At 42.0% G+C, this 20,835-nt stretch carries 22 protein-coding genes and 1 tRNA gene; 13 read left to right on the top strand and 10 right to left on the bottom strand.

Going from position 1 to position 20,835, the window contains the following annotated elements; genetic code table 11:
- Window positions 1-17: 17 nt before the first annotated feature.
- On the top strand, window positions 18-746 hold the full coding sequence (locus ACYZ97_RS09595; RefSeq protein WP_473298413.1) for a GH25 family lysozyme: 729 nt from the start codon (window positions 18-20) through the stop codon (window positions 744-746).
- Here ACYZ97_RS09595 and ACYZ97_RS09590 read toward each other — a convergent pair.
- From ACYZ97_RS09590 to ACYZ97_RS09580, 3 genes are read right to left on the bottom strand one after another with little or no spacing between them, the layout of a single operon-like run.
- A complete protein-coding gene (locus ACYZ97_RS09590; RefSeq protein WP_473298412.1) occupies window positions 743-1,240 on the bottom strand; it encodes a GNAT family N-acetyltransferase in 498 nt (165 codons plus the stop codon). The two genes, ACYZ97_RS09595 and ACYZ97_RS09590, sit on opposite strands and share 4 nt — an antisense overlap.
- A gap of 56 nt (window positions 1,241-1,296) precedes the next feature.
- Window positions 1,297-2,280, bottom strand: coding sequence for an aldo/keto reductase (locus ACYZ97_RS09585; protein ID WP_473298411.1), 984 nt, complete (start codon window positions 2,278-2,280; stop codon window positions 1,297-1,299).
- Between the two features lie 36 nt (window positions 2,281-2,316).
- Window positions 2,317-2,733 (bottom strand): MerR family transcriptional regulator, encoded by a 417-nt coding sequence (locus ACYZ97_RS09580; protein WP_473298409.1) that lies wholly within the window; start codon window positions 2,731-2,733, stop codon window positions 2,317-2,319.
- A gap of 134 nt (window positions 2,734-2,867) precedes the next feature.
- On the opposite strand from ACYZ97_RS09580, the gene ACYZ97_RS09575 reads away from it, so the two are divergent.
- The gene (locus ACYZ97_RS09575) at window positions 2,868-3,377 is read left to right on the top strand and encodes a hypothetical protein (RefSeq protein WP_473298407.1); all 510 of its coding nucleotides are present in this window, start codon (window positions 2,868-2,870) and stop codon (window positions 3,375-3,377) included.
- A gap of 20 nt (window positions 3,378-3,397) precedes the next feature.
- On the opposite strand, the gene gluQRS is transcribed toward ACYZ97_RS09575, so the two are convergent.
- The 3 genes from gluQRS to ACYZ97_RS09560 are packed head-to-tail and all read right to left on the bottom strand — an operon-like array spanning window position 3,398 to window position 5,434.
- Window positions 3,398-4,306, bottom strand: coding sequence for a tRNA glutamyl-Q(34) synthetase GluQRS (gene gluQRS / locus ACYZ97_RS09570; RefSeq protein ID WP_473298406.1), 909 nt, complete (start codon window positions 4,304-4,306; stop codon window positions 3,398-3,400).
- 2 nt (window positions 4,307-4,308) lie between these two features.
- Window positions 4,309-4,836, bottom strand: coding sequence for a disulfide bond formation protein B (locus ACYZ97_RS09565; RefSeq protein ID WP_473298404.1), 528 nt, complete (start codon window positions 4,834-4,836; stop codon window positions 4,309-4,311).
- A gap of 10 nt (window positions 4,837-4,846) precedes the next feature.
- A complete protein-coding gene (locus ACYZ97_RS09560) occupies window positions 4,847-5,434 on the bottom strand; it encodes a YqaA family protein (RefSeq protein ID WP_473298403.1) in 588 nt (195 codons plus the stop codon).
- 175 nt (window positions 5,435-5,609) lie between these two features.
- Here ACYZ97_RS09560 and ACYZ97_RS09555 point away from each other — a divergent pair.
- The 3 genes from ACYZ97_RS09555 to ACYZ97_RS09545 all read left to right on the top strand — a co-directional run bounded on the left by ACYZ97_RS09555 (window position 5,610) and on the right by ACYZ97_RS09545 (window position 6,868).
- Window positions 5,610-5,694: transfer RNA gene (locus tag ACYZ97_RS09555), tRNA-Leu, on the top strand.
- 306 nt (window positions 5,695-6,000) lie between these two features.
- Window positions 6,001-6,210, top strand: a complete 210-nt coding sequence (locus tag ACYZ97_RS09550; RefSeq protein ID WP_473298401.1) for a cold-shock protein — start codon at window positions 6,001-6,003, stop codon at window positions 6,208-6,210.
- A 277-nt stretch (window positions 6,211-6,487) separates the two neighbouring features.
- On the top strand, window positions 6,488-6,868 hold the full coding sequence (locus ACYZ97_RS09545; protein ID WP_473298400.1) for an arsenate reductase family protein: 381 nt from the start codon (window positions 6,488-6,490) through the stop codon (window positions 6,866-6,868).
- A gap of 43 nt (window positions 6,869-6,911) precedes the next feature.
- Here ACYZ97_RS09545 and ACYZ97_RS09540 read toward each other — a convergent pair whose 3' ends face one another.
- Window positions 6,912-7,634 carry an NAD-dependent deacylase gene (locus tag ACYZ97_RS09540; protein ID WP_473298398.1) on the bottom strand — a complete coding sequence of 241 codons (723 nt, stop codon included), beginning with the start codon at window positions 7,632-7,634 and terminating at the stop codon, window positions 6,912-6,914.
- 80 nt (window positions 7,635-7,714) lie between these two features.
- On the opposite strand from ACYZ97_RS09540, the gene ACYZ97_RS09535 reads away from it, so the two are divergent.
- A complete protein-coding gene (locus ACYZ97_RS09535; RefSeq protein ID WP_473298397.1) occupies window positions 7,715-9,724 on the top strand; it encodes a hypothetical protein in 2,010 nt (669 codons plus the stop codon).
- Window positions 9,725-9,752: 28 nt separating this feature from the next.
- Here ACYZ97_RS09535 and ACYZ97_RS09530 read toward each other — a convergent pair whose 3' ends face one another.
- Complete coding sequence (locus tag ACYZ97_RS09530; protein ID WP_473298395.1) at window positions 9,753-11,324, bottom strand: rhamnan synthesis F family protein; 1,572 nt, start codon at window positions 11,322-11,324, stop codon at window positions 9,753-9,755.
- 151 nt (window positions 11,325-11,475) lie between these two features.
- Here ACYZ97_RS09530 and rfbA point away from each other — a divergent pair, with 151 nt between their 5' ends.
- Genes rfbA through rfbD form a run of 4 tightly spaced genes read left to right on the top strand, consistent with a single transcriptional unit; the run spans window position 11,476 to window position 14,859 of the window.
- Window positions 11,476-12,357 carry a glucose-1-phosphate thymidylyltransferase RfbA gene (rfbA, locus tag ACYZ97_RS09525; protein WP_473298393.1) on the top strand — a complete coding sequence of 294 codons (882 nt, stop codon included), beginning with the start codon at window positions 11,476-11,478 and terminating at the stop codon, window positions 12,355-12,357.
- Window positions 12,350-12,922 carry a dTDP-4-dehydrorhamnose 3,5-epimerase gene (gene rfbC / locus ACYZ97_RS09520; RefSeq protein WP_473298391.1) on the top strand — a complete coding sequence of 191 codons (573 nt, stop codon included), beginning with the start codon at window positions 12,350-12,352 and terminating at the stop codon, window positions 12,920-12,922. Before rfbA ends, rfbC begins: the two co-directional genes overlap by 8 nt.
- Complete coding sequence (gene rfbB / locus ACYZ97_RS09515; RefSeq protein WP_473298389.1) at window positions 12,919-13,950, top strand: dTDP-glucose 4,6-dehydratase; 1,032 nt, start codon at window positions 12,919-12,921, stop codon at window positions 13,948-13,950. The genes rfbC and rfbB overlap by 4 nt, the downstream gene beginning before the upstream one ends.
- 33 nt (window positions 13,951-13,983) lie before the next feature.
- Window positions 13,984-14,859 (top strand): dTDP-4-dehydrorhamnose reductase, encoded by an 876-nt coding sequence (gene rfbD / locus ACYZ97_RS09510; protein ID WP_473298387.1) that lies wholly within the window; start codon window positions 13,984-13,986, stop codon window positions 14,857-14,859.
- On the opposite strand, the gene ACYZ97_RS09505 is transcribed toward rfbD, so the two are convergent.
- Together ACYZ97_RS09505 and ACYZ97_RS09500 are read right to left on the bottom strand one after the other, a co-directional pair.
- Window positions 14,852-15,946, bottom strand: coding sequence for a DegT/DnrJ/EryC1/StrS family aminotransferase (locus tag ACYZ97_RS09505; RefSeq protein WP_473298385.1), 1,095 nt, complete (start codon window positions 15,944-15,946; stop codon window positions 14,852-14,854). The two genes, rfbD and ACYZ97_RS09505, sit on opposite strands and share 8 nt — an antisense overlap.
- Window positions 15,943-16,356, bottom strand: a complete 414-nt coding sequence (locus tag ACYZ97_RS09500; protein WP_473298383.1) for a sugar 3,4-ketoisomerase — start codon at window positions 16,354-16,356, stop codon at window positions 15,943-15,945. Before ACYZ97_RS09500 ends, ACYZ97_RS09505 begins: the two co-directional genes overlap by 4 nt.
- 454 nt (window positions 16,357-16,810) lie before the next feature.
- Between ACYZ97_RS09500 and ACYZ97_RS09495 the strand changes: the two genes are divergently transcribed.
- The 3 genes from ACYZ97_RS09495 to ACYZ97_RS09485 are packed head-to-tail and all read left to right on the top strand — an operon-like array spanning window position 16,811 to window position 20,825.
- The gene (locus ACYZ97_RS09495; protein WP_473298381.1) at window positions 16,811-17,533 is read left to right on the top strand and encodes a class I SAM-dependent methyltransferase; all 723 of its coding nucleotides are present in this window, start codon (window positions 16,811-16,813) and stop codon (window positions 17,531-17,533) included.
- Between the two features lie 33 nt (window positions 17,534-17,566).
- Window positions 17,567-18,625, top strand: a complete 1,059-nt coding sequence (locus ACYZ97_RS09490) for a hypothetical protein (RefSeq protein WP_473298379.1) — start codon at window positions 17,567-17,569, stop codon at window positions 18,623-18,625.
- The gene (locus tag ACYZ97_RS09485) at window positions 18,618-20,825 is read left to right on the top strand and encodes a glycosyltransferase family 2 protein (RefSeq protein ID WP_473298377.1); all 2,208 of its coding nucleotides are present in this window, start codon (window positions 18,618-18,620) and stop codon (window positions 20,823-20,825) included. Before ACYZ97_RS09490 ends, ACYZ97_RS09485 begins: the two co-directional genes overlap by 8 nt.
- Window positions 20,826-20,835: the final 10 nt, after the last annotated feature.

Below are 20,835 nucleotides of genomic sequence, written 5' to 3'. Positions count from 1 at the left end.
TTATTAAGAGGGTATATATGCGTCCGTTTTTTTGGTCCTTTTTGGTCACACTGGTTATCGGTCTGGCTACTTTGGCTGTGCTGGCTTATACGGGGCTTTATTGGCCCAATATGCCAAGCTATAAAGATTACCCTGTGCGCGGTGTTGATGTCTCACATCATCAAGGCGATATTGACTGGCATAAAATCAAGGATCAAGGCATTCACTTTGCCTATATGAAGGCAACGGAAGGCGGTGATTTCCAGGATACGAAATTTCAACAAAACTGGATAGAAGCGAAAAAAGCCGGTTTGCGTGTGGGGGCTTATCATTTTTTTACGGCTAAGACCGATGGTGCTTTACAGGCTGAAAATTTTATCCGGTCTGTTCCCAAAGAACACGATATGCTGCCGCCAGTTATTGATGTAGAAAATGAAGTTGTCGATGATAGTCAGGAAGTGGTTGCGATTACCCAAAGATTGCGTGTCTTATTGCAAAAGATAGAAGACCATTATGGTGTCCGGCCGATTATTTATACAGATGAATATGCCTATCCGGTTTATGTGCAGCCGCAATTTGCCGATTATCCTTTATGGTATCGTTCAATCTTGTCGGAGCCGAATCTGCCACAAGGAACCGATTGGGTCATCTGGCAATATAATCCGAAGGGCTTGCTTAAGGGCTATCAGGGGCGCGAAAAACATATTGATCTTAATGTTTTTAATGGCTCCCATGAAGTATTCGCAGAATTCGGTAAAGCAAATTAGGCAAAATTCTTCTGCATCATAACAAGGTCAAGCCATTGGCCCTTTTTGATGCCCACTTCAGGCATGCGCCCTGTTTCGATAAAATCGAAAGATTCATGTAGTTTGATTGAGGCGGTGTTACCGGCTTCGATACCGGCAATCAAGACATGGATATTGTTGTTTGTGGCATGGTCTATCAATGCGGACAACAGCTTTTTACCGACTCCTTTGCCGCGGATTTTTTTATCGACATAGATCGAAAGTTCGGCTGAAAAACGATAGCCTTCAAAGGGACGGAACGGCCCATAACTGGCATAGCCCAAAGCCCCGTTTCCTTCATCGGCAACGAGGACTGGAAAACCGGTAGATTGACGGGTTTGAAGCCATTCGTGTCGATTGGAAATATCAACCTGTTTTTCGTTCCAGATTGCTAATGTATTTTCAACCGCATCATTGTAAATGGCGGTGATGGCAGCGAGGTCTTTTTCTTCGGCATTGCGGATGATCATGGACACTTCCCTTTTTCCATAATCATCCTATTAGCGCTTTTTTATGGTTTTAGAAACCGAAATCAACCATCGATTTCACCGATTGTTTGTGCCGGATAACGGGCGCCGGTTGCAGGGGGTAATAGTGTCGAGATTTCTTGCCATTGTGCATTGTCTAATGAAATATCAAGAGCGCCTATATTTTCGTCAATACGGCTAGCCTTTGTGGTGCCGAATATCGGTACAATATTATTATTTTGAGCCAAGACCCAGGCCAAAGCCAGTTGGGCACTGCTGACATGATGCTCGGTTGCAAGGGCTTCAAGCTTTTCAACAATAGCAAGATTTTTAATAAAGTTCTCGCCTTGGAAACGCGGTGAAGAACGACGATAGTCGTCTTCGGCAAAATCCGATGGAGATTTGATCGCACCGGTTAAAAAGCCACGTCCTAAAGGCGCATAGGCAACAAAACCGATATCGAGTTCACGCAAGGTTTCAAGTACATTGTTTTCCTCGATATCGCGTGTCCAGAGAGAATATTCGCTTTGGATGGCTGTGAGCGGATGTACCGCATGGGCACGGCGGATTGTTGCGCTTGAGACTTCTGACAGACCGATATGACGGATTTTACCCTGTGCAACAAGCTCGGCCATGGCGCCGACAGTTTCTTCGATCGGTATAGTGGGATCGATTCGATGAAGATAGTAAAGATCGATATAATCGGTTTTCAGCCTTGTGAGAGAGGCTTCACAAGCGGCAATAACATAATCGGGATGACCATTAACGGTTTTGCCGGATGGCTTTTCCTTTAACCCCCGAGTTAGGCCGAATTTGGTGGCCAGCACAACCTGATCGCGTTTGCCTGTAATGGCTTTGGCGACCAGTTCTTCATTAGTGTGTGGTCCGTAGGCATCCGCAGTATCAAGAAAATTGATGCCGCGTTCAAGTGCATGGTGGATGGTTTTAATCGACTGTTGATCGTCTGTTGGGCCATAAGCCCAGCTAAGTCCCATGCAGCCGAGGCCGATCGCGCTGGTTTCCAGCGTGTTTAAAAATCTGGTTTTCATGATTGATCCTTCTGGTTTCAGATTGAGTGTCGAAACTCAGGATTTGGCCAGTGTCCGGAAGCGCTTTTCCCAGTCGGTATTTTCTATCCCGTCTTGCATTTCGGTTTCGATGGCTTGATGGGCAACGATTTTTTTATCCAATAGACGCAAGTTTTCTTGGAGTACGGCGATATCCTTTTTTACTTTCTCGCGATGGATCTGCAATGTTTCACGCCGCTTTGGGATGGTGTGTGGTCCTTCTTCGCGCAAGTGTGCGTAATCCAGCATCCGAGCAAGCGGCATGCCGGTTGCCTTGAGATTTTTGAGGAAGCTAATCCAGTTTAGAATGGCTTCATCATAATCACGCTGTTTGGCACGATCACGGTCGGCTACGGGCAAAAGCCCGATGCGTTCGTAATAGCGGATTGTATAGTTTGACAATCCGCTGCGCCGGGAAAGTTCTCCGATTTTCATGTTCTTTTCCTTTTCGACGCATATGGATTTACTGCTTTGAGCACACTCTAAGTCAATAGATAAAAATATATTTCTGGTCTTATATTTTCATGATAAAGGTATCCTTGTCGGCGCGAAAGGCGTGGTGAGATTTCATGAAACGGTTCTATCAGGCTTTTTTATTTCTTTTATTGCTGTGTATGCCGCTATGCGTACAAGCCCAAACCTATCAGAGCTACGGTTCGTCAGGGGCATGGATTATTGTTTATAATAAAATCGGTTGTTATGCGATGCCGAAGAATTATGAACAATCCAAGCCTTCGGATAAACCGGTTATAATGGTTATGATTGGCAAGAACGAGAATAGGGTCATTCTCAACTTTGAGAAAGACGGGCAGTGGATCAAACAGGGGCAGACCTATTTTACCAATTTTATCCTTGGCGGCGCATTGGATTTTCATGGTGTCGCTGAAGGTATGGTGGGGGATGTTACGGGTGGAAATCTTCTTTTCGGCGATTTTCCCGACAAATACCTTGAGCATTTAGGCAAGGCCAAAAGGCTGAAGGTCAAAATTGAGAATGCGCCGGACTTGCCGATTATTGCACTGGATGGTAGTCGCCAGATGTTGGAAGCCGTGCGTCAATGCGCGTCAAAAAAATTATAGTTATTGATAATAATTTGATTTTATTCCTTTGGAAGGGCAATCATTTTTTGAATGTCGTACGGGGTCAGACCTGTGTCACGCAGATTTCTGATTGCGGTATCATGGCGGCTTTTTGATAGTTTTAATCCATCATCGCCCAATATCAGATCATGGTGATGATAGTGTGGTACCGGTAGCCCCAATATTTCTTGTAATAGACGATGGACGGCCGTGGCATGAAAAAGATCACGCCCGCGTATAACATGGGTAACCGCTTGCAAGGCGTCATCAATGACAACGGAAAGATGGTAGCTAGTCGGGACTTCCTTACGTGCAATCACCACATCGCCCCAGTCAAGAGGATTAGCCTTGATAGAGCCACTTTCCCCTTGAGGGCCTGCTCCACTTTCTATCCAGTGGAGGTTATGGCCGTAATATTTGACGGCCTTTTCCATATGAAGACGCCATGCAAAGGCTTCGCCCGAGGCTATCCTTTGGCGTTTTTCCTGATCCGGAAAATCCCGTTCGAATGTCGGATGAAGTGGTGCGCCATCGGGGTCGCAGGGCCATGTCTCGCCTCTTTGATACGATTCCTCAATTATCTGTCGCACGGCTCCGCGGGTTAAAAAAGACGGATAGACAAGGCCGGCATCAATCAAGATTTCCAGTGCATTGTGGTAGTCGTCAAAATGTTCGCTTTGGCGGCGTACCGGTTGCGGCCAGCTTATGCCGAGCCATGTCAGGTCTTCATAGATGGCCGCCTCAAGAGCTAGTGTGCAGCGCTGCGTGTCTATATCTTCAATTCTTAGCAAAAACTGCCCCCCAATAAGCTGTGCCTGATTGAAGTTCAGCAGGGCTGAATAGGCATGGCCGAGATGAAGGAAGCCATTGGGGCTGGGTGCAAAGCGCAAGACCGGTTTTATAAGATCGGCCGACATGGTTTCAGGCATTATCAGCGTGGCCGGATTAGCGCGCCAATGAGGGCAATGATGCCGAGGCCAAGACTGGCCACGGCGTTCCAACCGGCAAATGAAAGGCCGAGGAAATAGCCAACGGCTTTGTCGCATGAAGGTGGACGCACCTTGTTAAGATTGGCAAGCAAATTACCGGCATCTGTTGTGATTGCTGTTGTGGCGGCGGAACAATCTGCAGGACCGGGCCAGAATTTATATTCTGCACCTGCATGATAGATCGAGAGAGTGAGATTATAGAACATGAATAGAGCGGCTACAAAAAATAGCAGCCTGACAAGCCATGACGGTACATAGAGTGCGGCCAGAAATGCGGTCAGTATCATCAAAGGGGCGCCGATATAATAGGGAATGCGTTCCTCAAGGCATAATTTGCAAGGCATCATTCCGCCAATGTGCTCAAAGCCGAGCGCAATCAACACGGTTAGCGCCATGACAATGCCCAAAAACAGTGCCAGCCATTTATGCCGCCGGTCTGCAAGTTCAATATGCGTTGTCTGCTCGGCCATGGTCATTATCCTAGAAAAATACTTTATAGAGAATATAGGCAAGGACCAGTACAACGCAACCGATACTGACGATCCATTTTATGCGTTTGAGTGCAAAATCAAGCATGACTTGGCCATAACGCTGGATAATCCACGCCAGAAGGTAGAATCGGGCACTGCGTGTGATAATGGCCAAGAGGATGAAAATCCAGATGTCGACACCGATAACACCGGCGAGGATTGTTACAACCTTGATTGGTGGCAGGTGGGTAAGACCGGACGTGATCAGCAGTAGAAAGATGATTTCTATGCTTGTATTGGAACGTAGTGCTTCGAAACTTTCATATTTGCCATAAAATTCCAGCACAGGCTTGGCAATGGCTTCATAGGCGAAATGACCAAGCAGCCAACCGCCAATACTGCCAAGAACAGAAAATAGTGTGGCAATAAATGCATAGCGATAGGCTTTGTCGCGCCGGACCAGAGACATGGGTATATAGAGTACATCGGCCGGAATGAGGAAAACGGAGCTTTCGATAAAGGCGATGAGGGCAAGCCAGTATTGTGCTGATTTGCGTTGGGCAAGAGAGATCGTCCAATTCGTCAATTTTTTGAGCATTAAGGTGCCGTTTCAAGTTTCTATAGGCATTTGTGTAGCTGTTCCATGGGGTAATTTCCAGTGTGGCTGAAGATTTTCAGTATTTTTTTCCAAGAACGGTCATGAAACAGTTGACGTTGGCCCCATTCATAAGATAGTCAGCGCTATAGATATGGTCTACATATCATCAGACTGTGCGGGTGTGGTGGAACTGGTAGACGCGCCAGACTCAAAATCTGGTTCCGAGAGGAGTGTCGGTTCGAGTCCGACCACCCGCACCAAGTTCTTTATTTACATGTTCATATGTTGGTATTTCATTCCCCTGCTTTTGTCTCTGCCGTCAATGTCAAATCTCTTTGATGTCGTAGCATATGCAGAATCGTCATGTTGTTTCGAATTTCAGCGTATGGGATGAATAAAATTTTTTATGTTGACATGCTGGTTATGGAGCTATAGGCATGGCACACGATATTTTTTTCGAGTAGTTTCTTTTTACGCTTATAGCGTCCTAATTTTCCCCTCTTATCAAAAATCGATATTTAGATGCAGTTTCTGCATTGATCTCTATTGCTATGAAAGGGTTTATTATGACCTCAGGCACAGTTAAATGGTTTAATTCTTTAAAAGGTTTTGGCTTTATCCAACCGGATAACGGCGGAGCAGATGTTTTTGTTCACATTAGTGCACTTGAACAAGCCGGTATGCGCGAGCTCCGTGACGGTCAGGCTATCAGCTATGAATTGCAGCAAGACAAACGTTCAGGTAAAACATCGGCCTGTAATTTAGCCGCTGCTTAAAAATGTTATCAATTCTCCGGTGACCACGGATGTACTGGCACTGTCAAGAATTTGATACCTATGAGAGGTCAGGCAAATTGTCTGGCCTTTTTCATTATGGAGATAGTATTTTTATTTGATAAGCCAATAATATTTTTGTGGTTTCTTGAAGGGCGGCATTGCAATATCGAAAGATGGGACTGCTCCGTATGATCACTTTCTTTTAATCGGCTTTCTATTTTTCATAATTTGGGCAATAGTCTGTGTAATTGATATTGTTATTTGAATCGAGGATGATATGACGCCTGCTCTTGATATTATTATCTATCATAATCCGCGTTGTGGCACATCGCGCACTGTTGTCGAGATGACACGTGCAGCGGGTTTCGAGCCGCATATTATCGAGTATCTTAAAACGCCGCCAAGTGCGACCATGCTGCTTTTACTTGCCGTCAGGGCGCAATGTAGTGTTCGTGATTTTTTGCGTCAGAAAGAACCGGCTTATGAAAAATACGGTCTTGATAATGCAGATATGCATGAAGAGGATGTTGCACGGCTGATGCATGAACATCCTGAATTGATCAATCGGCCGATTATGGTGACACCTTATGGTGTTAGGTTGTGTCGTCCTGCCGTATTGGCTGCCGATCTTTTTGTCGATATGAAACAGGATGATTGATGAATTTGAGGACGTGCTGAAAATGCGCTTGAAAATAGGTTGATTATATATTCAGGCATTGTGCCACAATCCGTCTGACAAATTGTGGCACCATCTGTCCGGCCAGCCCGCATAGATGTTCATCGAACTGGCTGCTTGCTGGATTATCGCATTCCAGATTGATTTCAACTGTATGGGCACCTGCTGCCTTGGCCAGACTGACAAAACCCGCAGCCGGATGGACCTGACCCGATGTACCGATGGCAATAAAGATATCGGCTGTATATAAAGAACGCTCGATTTCATTCATCCGGTAGGGCATTTCACCAAACCAGACAATGTCGGGGCGCAACGCTGCATGGCCGCATTGTGGACAGGTGGAGAGGGCATTAATGTCATTTTCCCAGCTATTGTGGCTGTGACAATTCATACATAACGCACTGTTCAATTCGCCATGCATATGGATGAGTTTTTTTGATCCTGCTTTTTCATGTAGGCTATCGACATTTTGTGTGACCAGCAAAAAATTACCGCGCCATATGCGCTCAAGCCGTGATAGAGCTTCATGTGCCGGATTGGGTTGTGCTATTGCTGCATCCTTGCGCCGCTGGTTATAAAATTCATAGACGAGCGTGGGATTGCGTATAAAACCTTGCGGTGTTGCGACGTCTTCAATGGCATGATTTTCCCATAAACCGCCACTGTCACGAAAAGTGGCAATACCTGATTCGGCGGAGATGCCGGCCCCCGTTAGAATGACGATTGATGATTTTTCATTTAGAATCATAATGAAACCTGATTATTTTTATTTTCTTTTATGCTAAAAGCTTATTTTGCTGTGTGATGCATCGAAATGGAAGGGAAAAAATGGCGCTAGAGGGGAATAATCGTTCGCGCCTGCGCGAAAAGGTTGAACAGGCCGATCTTGCTTTGTCGTTGAAAGCGCGTCACATTGATAAAAATGAATGGGCGGATGCCAATGTAAATTTGGCTGAGGCGCTGATTGCACTTGCTGATGAAGAAGGCGAACGGACCGCCTTTGAGCATTATCGACATGCTATGGATGCTTATCGCAGTGCTTTGGAAGTTTTTAACCGATCGGACAATTTTTATCGCTGGGGCATGCTTACATTGGCCTTGGCTCGTCATATGCGTACTTATGCAGTGCGTGAAGGCGGCGATATGGGGCTGTCGCGGTTACATTATATCAATGGTCTTCTTGATGAGCTTTATGATGCGATTGATCAGTATGACGGTGCTTTTGATCGGGCTTTGATCAATCTTGAACGTGGCCAGTTGATGCGTGCTTTTGCAGATGTGGATCGCAAAGGGGACAAGGGGCACTACTACAAGGCTTCAGTTGATATTTTGCGTACTGCAGCTGAAACTTTCCGGCTCAAGGAACGTTTTGAGCATTGGGTTGTTGCATTGAATGGAATGGGAATCAGCCTGAGTGATTTGGCACGGGTTGAAGAGCCAAAGAAAAAGATTGCCTATTTATCTCAGGCGATTGATGCCTTTAAAAGCGTATTGGCTTATGATGGTGAGGAGATACCGGATAAGGATAAGGCTTTTACCCTGTTTGAGTTGGGGCGGACTTATATGTTGGCAGGCCAGCAAAAAGAAGGCCAAGCGCGGTATGAGTTCTTTAAAAATGCTGTTGATAGTTTTTCGCGGGCACATGCAATGTCCAGTCCCGATATTGGCGCTGATGGATGGACACGATTGCAGGGTGAACTTGCAGCAGCACTATCGGCATTGGCACATAGTAGCAAGGATGTTGAAAGATTGCCTCTGTTTGAGCGCGCTATTATTTTGCTACGTGATAATCTGGGCCGGTTTGAACAAAAGCGTGATATGTTGGGGCTGGCGCTGACACGCGGAGCGCTGGGAAAGGATATGGCCGCAGCAGCTAATCTGCATCGGGATGAATTGACTTTTTCATTGCGTCAGGAAGCGTGCGAAATATTGCGCAGTGCGATTGGACCGGAAATAAAACGTTTGCGTCCTTCGGACTGGCTTTCCAATATGATAGAGTTGGCAACTGTTTTGCATGCATGCGGTAATAGCGAAACGGGTGACGCGCGATTTGAGTTTTATCGTGAAGCGGCAGAGATATATGAGTCTGCCATGAGCGAAGTTGATCAGAAAGCCGAACCATTATTATGGGCCCGTTTGAACCAATGGTTTGGACTGGTCATGGCGTATATCGGTGAAGTCGATAGTAGTGCTAATGGTTTGAAATTATTTAAAAAAGCAGAACTTTCTTTCCGTCAGGCCTTGCGATATTATACGCCGCAACGTGACCTTGGTGAATATTTGCGGTTGCAAAGTAATGTTGGCCATTTGCTTTATATGATGGCAAGACGGTCTGATTGTGGTCCTGTTGCGCCGCTTTTGATTGGCGCCCGAAAATCACTCGAAACCATATTGCCGATGATTGATGAAATGGAGCAGAGTGAAGAATGGATTGCAACCCAGAACCAGCTTGGTTTGGTCCTATGGCGGCTTGCATCTTTTAGTGAAGATAAAAATGCCGATTATCTAAAATCTGAGCAGGCATTTAAAAGTGCTCTCAACAATAAAAATATAAGCGATAATTCTTTTATTTATGCGCAAATTTGCGCAAATTTAGCAAAAATGTATTGTGATTGGGGTATGACCGATAAAGGAAAAGTCGGTTTAGAACATATGCACCATGCCCGATCCTATTATCATATGATCCGTGATCGGATGAAACATGCAGGTCGTTATGATGAAGTCGATGTCATTGATCGGGAGCTTGATACTTTGCAATGTGAGATTATGAAGCATCGTGCCCGTCTTCCATTCTGGCATCGATTACCTTTGCTTGGACGTTTTTTCGATAGCTATTAGGGCTTTAACGCTATTTGTTCTTTATGGGTTAGCGCCGAAGTGTACCGAAAAGAGAACAGGCGGATATTTTACTAATTTGCAAGTTGACCACACCGAAAAGCCGTTCGATAGCATGCAGCATGGTGCCATCCTTGGCAATGGGCTCTTCCGGATAGTCATTCCAGTCCAAATTCAGATCAATAAATTTTTGTAGCAAATCTTTTGATGCCCAGAACATGGTGCCGACGGGAAAGTTGATATAGTTGGGTAATATTTCCAAGCCGAGGCGCGGAGCCAGTTCTTGTGCAGCCTTACGGTTTTTTGCCCAGCTTATAGCGTTTTTATCATCAGGAAAAACAAGATTAAGCCCCTCGGTTGAATGCATTTGTTCTATAATGGTGTCAATGGCACCAAGGGCCTGTCCATCTCCTAGAAGGTTAATCATTAAATATTCATACCAGCGTTTTAGATAATGACGGTCGGTAATATGGTCACTGTATTTGGTATGAATATGGCCGATGAAATCATAATCTTTAATCAATTGTCGGCCGAATTCGCTGAGTAAGGGGCCGATATCACGTCCGCGATTGGGAACAATTCGGACATCAACCAAAGCATCATAATCGGCAAAAATTTGCTGTGCGCGATTTTGATCATTTGTATTTTTAACACTGATAAAAAGATCGGGTCGGCTTTGATTGACAATGATCCGTTTTTTTATGTCATCAAGCATTTCAGGATAGAAAGCATGGATTTGTAATGCGATTTTTCGATTGAAGGCTTGAGATGAGATTTGTACCGGTGAGTCAATGATCTGCCAGCACCATGGCCCCTGTGGTTTGTCCTGTTGCAGATAATGGATAAAGGGATCCATGTTTGTTTTGCCAAGGTCATGATATTGGGCATAGATGCCGGGATGGAAGCCGGGTTGAGGGCGGCGTGGGTAAAGGCCGCTTTTCCAGCTGCGGATATAGGTTTTTGTTATTTTGTTGTTTGCCCTGCTATGTTTGCCGCCGCTCCAGTATACACAATCGAAATCGGCTTTTTTTAACAGAGTGGTAGCATCTAGTTTTTCCTGCCTGTTTTGTGCGGCTGCCGCGAGACCTGTTTCTATAATGGCCGCGGCTGTATCTAGTTTTTCCAGAAGATGCTCACATGCAGGGTAACCAAACAGATAGGCTGTGTGGATTTCTTCGCGCAAGGTTGAATTTTCATAGATGATGCGTGTGGCATATTGCAGGGCACGTTTTATTTTATTCGATCGGCTATTGGCTTTATCCAGAACTTGCAGATGGCTACAGTTGAAGCGGTCGAAGAATAGGGCAAGATGTCCATTTACAAGAATATTGCTGAGGACAAATTGCAAATTGGCAAGATGCGTGATGTATTTTGCCTGAAAATACCCCAGAAGAAGTGATTGATCCAGATTGGGCTTCATAAAGATTTTGGCGCAATAAGGAAAACATTTGCGGATATCATCTGTTTCGCCGTTGTGAAACAGGACGAGATTATAGGTTATGGATAAATCAGGAATAATATTGCAGATAAAACGGGTGCTCTCGCTTTTTGAGGAGAGTAGAATTGCAATAGTGGCTTTGTCGGTTGACTGGGGCTGCGGCATGGCGTTCTATGACGGCTCCTAGGCTCAAACAATCATATCAACTAAAAGTCTTGCTAAAGCAGGGCGTATCTTTGCGTTGATTGGTACGATTGATATTGTCTGCCACATCTATTTGATTTAAGCAATAAGCTTCAAGGAAGGGAAGTGAGCTATGAAGGGTATCATTCTGGCAGGTGGTAGTGGAACACGCCTTTATCCAGCAACACTGGGTGTTTCCAAGCAATTAATGCCGATCTATGATAAGCCGATGATTTATTATCCGTTAGGTGTTTTAATGTTAGCCGGCATTCGTGATATTCTTATTATATCGACGCCGCGTGATTTGCCATTGTTTCAAAATCTTTTTGGGGATGGTCGCGATTTCGGGATTTCCTTGTCTTATGCCGAACAGGCACACCCTAATGGACTGGCCGAAGCTTTTATCATTGGGAAGGATTTTATCGGCAATGATGATGTATCGCTGATTTTGGGTGATAACATCTTTTTTGGTCATGGTTTGTCTCGGCATTTGCAGGAGGCGCGCAAAAATAACAAGGACGCTACTGTTTTTGCTTACCATGTCGATGATCCAGAACGTTATGGTGTTGTCAGTTTTGATAAAAAAACAGGCAAGGCTTTGTCTTTGGTGGAAAAACCCCAAAAGCCTGAATCGAATTGGGCGGTAACTGGACTTTATTTTTATAATAATGATGTCGTATCTTTTGCCCGTGACTTAAAACCTTCTGCCCGTGGCGAATTGGAAATTACCGATATTAATAGCCTTTATCTTGCGCAAGATCGGTTGAATGTGGTGCGTTTGGGGCGTGGTTATGCCTGGCTTGATACTGGTACACATGATAGTTTGCATGATGCATCTTCCTATGTGCGTGCAATTGAAAAGCGTCAGGGGATCAAAGTCATGTGTCCAGAGGAAATTGCTTTTGAAGCAGGGTATATGACTGCGGATGAAGTGTTGAAGCGTGCTGAACGCATGGGCAAGACAGATTATGGTGCCTATTTGAAAAAACGTATGTCGGAACTTGCTAATGATTGAGGTCAAGCAGACATCCCTGCCGGGTGTTTTGAAAATACGCCCACAAAAGTTTGATGATGATCGAGGTTTTTTTTCTGAAACTTATAATGCGCGTCTTTTTGCCAATTATGGTGTGGGCGATGTTTTTGTGCAGGATAATCATTCTTTTTCAGCCCAAGCTGGGGTTTTGCGCGGTTTGCACTATCAGCTTAATCCACATGCGCAGGCAAAACTGGTGCGCGTGACAAAAGGTCGTGTATTCGATGTGGCGGTTGATATAAGACGTAATGCGCCGACCTATCTTCAGTGGGTGGGCATAGAGCTTTCTACCGATAACTGGGATCAGCTTTATATTCCGGCAGGTTTTGCACATGGCTTTCTAACGCTCGAAGATAATTGTGAATTTTTATATAAGGTTTCGGATTTTTATGCGCCTGATTGTGACCGGTCGATCCGATTTGATGATCCCGATATTGCTATTGATTGGCCTTTTGATGTGAACAAGCTTATTCTTTCTGAGAAAGATAAAAAGGCACCGTTTATCCGGGAGACGGAAGTTTTTGAATGGAATGGGGCAGGAATATGAAGATTCTTGTAACCGGCGGGGCCGGTTTTATCGGTTCGGCTTTATGCCGTCATCTGGTGGCGCAAGGTCATAATGTTTTCAATGTTGATAAGCTGACCTATGCTGGCAATCTAGCATCATTGAAAACCATAGATGGTGCTTCCAATTATCATTTTTACAAGCTTGATATAGCCGACCCGCAAATTGGTAATATTCTGACAGATGAAAGAATTGATGCCGTGATGCATTTGGCGGCAGAAAGCCATGTTGATCGCTCAATCACAGGGCCTGCCGCTTTTATTGAGACCAATATTGTTGGCACATTCCGTCTGTTGGAAACGGTGCGTGATTATTGGGAGAATATGCCGCTTGAGCGTAAAGAAAAATTCCGGTTCCATCATGTTTCAACAGACGAAGTTTTTGGTGATTTGCCATTTGAAAGCGGTATTTTTACAGAAGAGACGCCTTATCACCCTTCTTCCCCTTATTCTGCATCGAAAGCGGCAAGTGATCATCTGGTGCGGGCTTGGCATCATACTTATGGTTTGCCGGTTGTGCTTTCCAATTGTTCCAATAATTATGGTCCGTATCATTTTCCGGAAAAGCTTATTCCGCTCGTTATTTTGACGGCTCTGGATGAAAAGCTGTTGCCTGTTTATGGCAAGGGCGAGAATATCCGCGATTGGCTTTATGTTGATGATCATGCGCGTGCGCTGGAAACGATTGTTTTGAATGGGCGGCTTGGCGAAAGCTATAATGTTGGCGGCCATAATGAGCGCACCAATCTGCAAGTCGTAGAAGCTATTTGTCATATTCTCGACCGGAAACGACCAAGATCGAATGGTTCATCCTATCTGGATCTGATCAATTTTGTGACGGATCGTAAAGGGCATGACCGCCGTTATGCCATTGATCCGACGAAAATTGAAAATGAGCTGGGCTGGAAAGCACAAGAGACATTCGATACCGGTCTGGAAAAGACAGTGGACTGGTTTTTGGATAATGACTGGTGGTGGCAACCTTTACGTGAACGTGCAAAATTGAAATGATAGATGAATATATAAAGTTGAGCATTTAGATAATTGAGAATACTTGTTACAGGTAAAAATGGACAGCTTGCTCGCTCATTTGAAGATATTGGCGAGGAAGATGTTGAGATCGTTACACTTGGTCGTCCCGATTTGGATATTATAGATCAAGCATCAGTCGAACATGCGCTTGATCGATATAGTCCGGATATCGTAGTGAATGCTGCTGCCTATACGGCTGTTGATAAGGCAGAAGAAGATCCATTGGCTGCTTTCAAGGTTAATCGTGATGGCACGAGAAATGTGGCGCAGGCAACAGCGGCACGACAAATCCCGATAATTCATATCTCGACCGATTATGTTTTTAATGGCGAGAAAAAAGAACCTTATACGGAGGAGGATGCAGTCGGGCCGATTAATGTTTACGGTCTTTCAAAGCTACAAGGGGAATGGGCAGTGCAGGATTATAATCCTGATCATGTTATTTTACGCGCGGCTTGGGTTTATAGCCCTTATGGACATAACTTTGTTAAAACCATGCTGAAATTGGCTGAAACGCATGACGAGATCCGTGTAGTGTGTGATCAATGGGGGGCGCCGACAAGTGCCGCTTTTCTTGTTACGAATATTGTTCATATTGCACGACGGGTTCTAGGTAAGCATCCACCGCAAGATTGGCGTGGTATTTTTAATATTGCACCAGATGGGAAAACGAATTGGGCCGATTTTGCAGTAGAAGTTTTAAAAAATTATATGTGCCTAGATTGCAAAGAAAATAAAATAATACCAATTTTGGCAAAAGATTATCGTGTCGCTGCCAAGCGGCCTGAAAATTCTTTATTATCATCTATGAAGCTACAGTCTGTTTACGGTCTTCAAGCATCGACATGGCATGATTTATTGATGAATATGACCATTGACGTCAAGTAAAGTCATTGATTGCATTGATAATTATATCTGTATCAGCTTCACTTTGCTGTGGTCCGATTGGTAGACTCAAAATCTGTCCGGCAAGCTTATCAGCTATCGGTGATGATGGGAGCGAATTTTTTATGTCGGCATAGGCCTTTTGTCGATGTGGCGGGATAGGGTAATGGATGAGGGTTGTAATTCCCTTGTTTTGTAAATGGCTTTGCAAAGCGTCGCGTTTGTCGCATTTGATGACAAAAAGATGCCAGACCGGTTCTGCCCATTGGGGAACTTGAGGGATGGAAACAAGACTGTTCTTTATGTGCTTCATATAATGATGAGCAATTTTTTTTCGACGCTTATTCCAGTCGTCCAAATATTGAAGCTTGACGCGTAATATTGCTGCTTGAATACTATCTAACCGACTGTTTTCACCAATCATTTGATGTTCATACCGGATTGTCGAACCATAATTGCGTAGCATTTTTAAGCGATCGGATAATGGACTATTGTTTGTTGTAATTGCACCACCATCGCCGAGTGCGCCAAGATTTTTACCGGGATAGAAACTCCAGCATACAATGTCACCGTGTCCGCCTATTTTAGTGTTCTTGTATTTCGCACCGTGGGCTTGAGCGGCATCTTCAATAAGATGCAATCGGTGTCTTTGGGCAAGTGCTTTTATCGGTTCAAGATTGGCTGGTTGGCCATAAAGGTGCACTGCAATAATAGCGCGGGTTTTATGTGTGATTGCAGATTCTATCAAAGCAGGATCAATATTGTATGTCAGTAAATCGGGTTCTACCGATACGGGCGTGGCGCCAACACGTGAGACTGCAAGCCATGTTGCGATATATGTATTGGAAGGGACGATAACTTCATCACCTGCTTTTATATCCAAGGCTTTTAATGCCAGAACAAGTGCATCCAAACCATTGGCAACACCTATACAATGATTGGCTTCGCAATAAGCGGCAAACTCTTTTTCGAATTGATCGACTTCTTCACCTAAAATATACCAGCCGCTATCCAAAACACGGTGTACGGCCTCATCGATTTCTGTTTTTAGTTCGTGATAAGCCGCGCCAAGATCTAGAAATGGTATCATGGTTGTTTTCCTGCATCAGTCTGGAATGTTTTATAATCGCGATAATAGTCATTTTCATCGTAATAGGCAGAGGCTGCAACTATGCATACGGCACCGGAAGAAAAATTTTCCAGTTCTCGCCAGATCATTGGACAAATTATCAAGCCTGAATAAGGTCGGTTTAGATGAACGATTTTCCGGTTTACGCCATCATCCAGAATAACATCAAAGCTGCCAGAGACAGCAATTAATAATTGCCATAAGGCTTTATGGGCATGGCCGCCGCGTATAGAACCTGCGGGAACATCATAGAGATAATAAAGGCGCTTGATATCAAAAGGTACATGGCGACTGCCTTCGACAAAAGTCAAGTTTCCGCGCTGATCGCTGATTTTAGGCAGGTCTATTAATTGACAGCGGTCTAGTTTCATGTGCTTTTCTATGTTCTCATTATTGACTTATATTTTGGACAATTCATTTTTATCAGTGGTATGATGCCCTGTCTCATATATAAAGATTTGCTATAAAGAATCTATGAAATTTTCTATTAACACAAAGCGGGCACAGGTTTTGACATTCTTTCATTTGTTGAAAAAAATAAGTTTGCTGTTTTCGTGGAATATTACAATAACCACAGATACCACGAAAGTCTCAATAATCTCACGCCCGCAGATGTCTATTATGGCACAGGAGAAAAAATCTTGAAACAACGAACCGTCATCAAGTTTAGAACATTACAAAATCGTCGCTTGATTTATAGGCAAAACGCAGCATAATCAAACAAACAAAAACAGGCAGAAATCTCTCTTGTTTAAAAACAAATTGTCTCAAATCATTTGAAGACGGGCAATAGATTAATATAGGCTGTATGATGTTGAGGTTGTGATGGGCTTAAGAACAATTATAAAAAACAAAACGGGCATCAATCTTAAGTGGAAAAAAAATAAAAAATATACAGAAATATCTGCCAAAATGCCTTCTCATAAAAAGGTTGATGGTAAGGATTCAATAAGTAGTAATGAATCCCAAATTGTTGCGCCTTCAGATATTTCAATAGATGTATCTGAGTTTGTAGGTAAGCCTCTTATAGGGCGGAAAGATATTGGCCGTTTGATAAAGGCTGGCTCTATTGGTGTTGAATTAGGTGTTGCTAAAGGCTTAAATTCATTAAGGTTGTTGCAAAATTCAAAGCTTGCCTTCCTTTATAGTATTGATATGTGGAATGGTGATCGTCGTCACGATGTAGATGAATATCGGCATGCGTTATCAATTTTGTCTCCCTTTAAAGAACGCAATTCTTGTCTGCGTTTGACTTTTGATGAGGCTTTACCGCTTTTTGAAGATGAATATTTTGATTTTATCTATATTGATGGATATGCACATAGTGGTCAAAATAATGGTGATACCTTGGAGAAGTGGTGGCCTAAATTAAAGCCAGGTGGTATTTTTAGTGGAGATGATTATGATGCTTATTTTCCATTAACCATGCATGCAGTGAATAATTTCGCAATGAAATATAATTTAAAATTATATAAGTTAAATATTGATAATGTCGCTGATGAAATGTCTAGCTTTCCAAGCTGGATAACATTCAAGCCATCTCGATAGCTTTATTTTTAATATGTTAGGTTGGTTTTCAATATGTCAGAAAAAATTTCTAAGGAAATAAAAAACAATAATAAAGAAATATTACGAGGTGAAGCAATTAAAAGATCAAACTCTGATAAATTTTTATATGAACTTTTTAGAATACTTAATTGTCATGTAACGGAAAATGATAATTCAACCAATAAAAATATTATTATTTTACTTGGTTTTGGGCAAAGTGGAAATTCTACAGTTCGGGACTATTTGAAGGAATTTTCAAATGTACATGTAATGGAAAGAGAGGATTTTTTAATCAAGTATGGTTCTGGATTGCTTGATCTTCGATCTGTTATTTTAAATAATAATAATTACTATACTTTTGATTCTGCTGTTAAAAAATTTATTTCGGCTGTATTGTACTATTATCCACATTATAAAAATTCAAAGCCAGAATCATTGATTTATTATACTGCTAAATTTATAAGTAAACTATGTAAGTCTGTTAATTATGTCGGTAAAAAACCGTTTAATTGGCATGAAAAACTTTTCGATGAAAATCAAGAAATAAATAATTATATATTCATTTCAAAAAATATTAATGAATTCAATTTAGATGATTTGATAAATAAATATCTTTATAATATGTATTCTTCATTTTCTGAAAAAGAGTTCATAGTTTTTGTTAATTCAATTCAATACAACGCATTGAATATAGACATTTTTAATAATTTTAAAATAATTTCCTGTAAAAGAGATGTGAGAGATGTTTATCTAGACTTTAAGTTAAATGCAAAGGGTTCTTTTATTCCTTTGGAGGGTTTTGAAGGGGTTGATGGTTATTTTTCATCTGTATTTAATGGATACCCAATTTTTTCTCATAATATTTTAAATCTTGATTTTGAAAACTTAATTTTAAATTATGATAATGAAGCACAGAAAATAAATAACTTTCTTGGTTTGGATAAGAATAATCATATTCATAAAAAAATATTTTTTAATCCAGATTTATCTATCAGTAATATTGCTATTTGGAAGAAGTATAAAGATGATCCAATAGTTCAGGCTTTGACGGATCGTTACCCTAATCTCATTTATGGAGAATGCAATGCGTGATATTACTTGTTCTATAATGATTCCGGTCTATAATTGTGAACAATATATCGCGGCAGCGCTTGATTCCGTCTTGATGCAAAAGACAGGTTATTCGATTGAGATTATAATTGTAAATGATGGCTCAACCGATAAGAGTGGTAATATAGCGCATCATTATTCCGAATTGCATGACAATGTCATTGTGCTCGATAATGATAAAAATCGTGGTAAGGGCTATAGTTTTATGAGGGCATATCAGGTTGCCCGTGGTCGTTATTTCCATGTTTTAGATGCTGATGATGTTTTTACGAGCTGTAGAAAATTGGATAGGCAAATTAGATTCTTAGAAACAAACTATGATTATTTTGCTGTTGGTCATAATAGTATTATTTCTTATGGCGATAAATATTTTAGCTTTCTTTCAAATGTTATAGAGGAAAAATCATATACATATGAAGATTGTATAAATAATAAAGTATATTGCCATACATCATCTATAATGTATAGAAAAATAGATGAATTTTTACCGGAATATTTTTTACTTGATCCTATGCGAGGTGATAGTGCTGTTTTTATTTATCACTTGTTTAAGACAAAGTGTAAATTTAAGTACTTTCCTGATGTATATAGTTTGTATAATTGGCATGGTAATGGCATTTGGACATCTATGGAGTCTGAAAAACAAAAAAAACTGAATGAAAACATGATATCCTGTGTCCAAAATCACATTGTATCTAATTCATCTCTTCCTGAATGGGAGGTGCTTAATCAGAGATTAAAACTACTATCCGCTTCTGCGTCCGATAAAAATCCGAGAATAAGAATTTGGTTCAAGGATTTAATGAGAGAATGCATTCTGTATTGTGCTGATGTATTTAATAATACTAAATTTAATTATTTCAACGCTGTCTACAGTACATCTTTGGTGGATCAATTTTGTGAAACAGTTGGCCGTATGGCATTACTGCAAAAAGGGATGGGTGTCTTAAGCCAGCCATATAATGATTGCGCGGTCATTGCAGTATCGGGTTTAAGTAAAGGTGGTGGAGGCATATATAATGAACTGAGAGATCTTTCCTCAGTTCTTTTAACAAAATATTCCAAATTATACATTGTTTCCAGCGGCTGGATACAGGCTCCTGATGAAGATTGGCAGGCGGCATTCCATGATGAACGCATAGAGGTTATCCATGTTGATAATGCTCTGGATTGTTATGAAAAAACGACTGCGTTAGTCGATATTTTTTATCGATTGCATCCTAAAGTTTTATATCCATTCATCACGCATGTGGATGTTTCTTTGAATGCTTCTATTCAGTCGGGCTTGGCTGAAAACATCATCATGGATTTTGTTTATGATCATGGACTAGCTTTGGGTTTAAATAATTCGGCTATTGATAGTTTTATTGTTAAAACGGACAGCCAGCGTGATGCTATTAATAATCAGGTGCCGAATGCTAAATTTATTATGTGTCCACCATTGCTGAATGATAAATTTGAAGCCCAAATATATCAGCCCTATCGGAATGGAAAACTAACAACGGCCAGTGCGTCAGCGCGTGTTTATAAAACGCAGTCAGCATACAAATATAGTTTTGCTGATGTTGTAGCGGCGATTCTGAAGCAGACTGATGGGGTTCATTATCATTACGGGAAGCTTGATGCTGATAGTTTAGAGAGTTTTTATAATGCATTCAAAAAACTTGACATTGATATCGGTCGGTTTCGTCACATAGAATGGGCTGATAATCTAGGGCAATCCATGTTGGATAATGGTGTTGATCTATTTGTAGCAACCTTTCCGGTCTGTTCAGCGCGTATTGTTGTTGAACTGATGTCGGCAGGTATTCCCGTTCTTAATCATGATGTGATTAATCCTGCTATTTATCCTCCCGCTGATTTTTGTGATTCTGCGCAGTTTTTGTGGCGTGATATAGATGAATTGAATAATATGATCAGTACACTTAATTCCAAGTTGTTGAGTGAGAAAAGCCGGTCGGCGCGACAATGGTTTAAAGCTCATAATGACCTGGAAACACAAAGAAGCCGGATGATTTCTGTAGATGGGGTGTCCTATCCGCAGAACGATAGAAGTCTGATTTATATTTATGATTATGATAAACTTATGAAAAATGATTCATATAAATCTTTTTTTCGTGTTTTTTTCTCAAAGAAAAAATTAGGCCAGCGGATGATAGATTTTGTCCGTAGAAAGAAATGAATTTCAATAT

The sequence above is a fragment of the Bartonella sp. bp_1 genome (assembly GCF_055808085.1).
The sequence above is the reverse complement of the archived record's forward strand: the minus strand, read 5'-3'. Positions and strand labels throughout refer to the sequence as shown.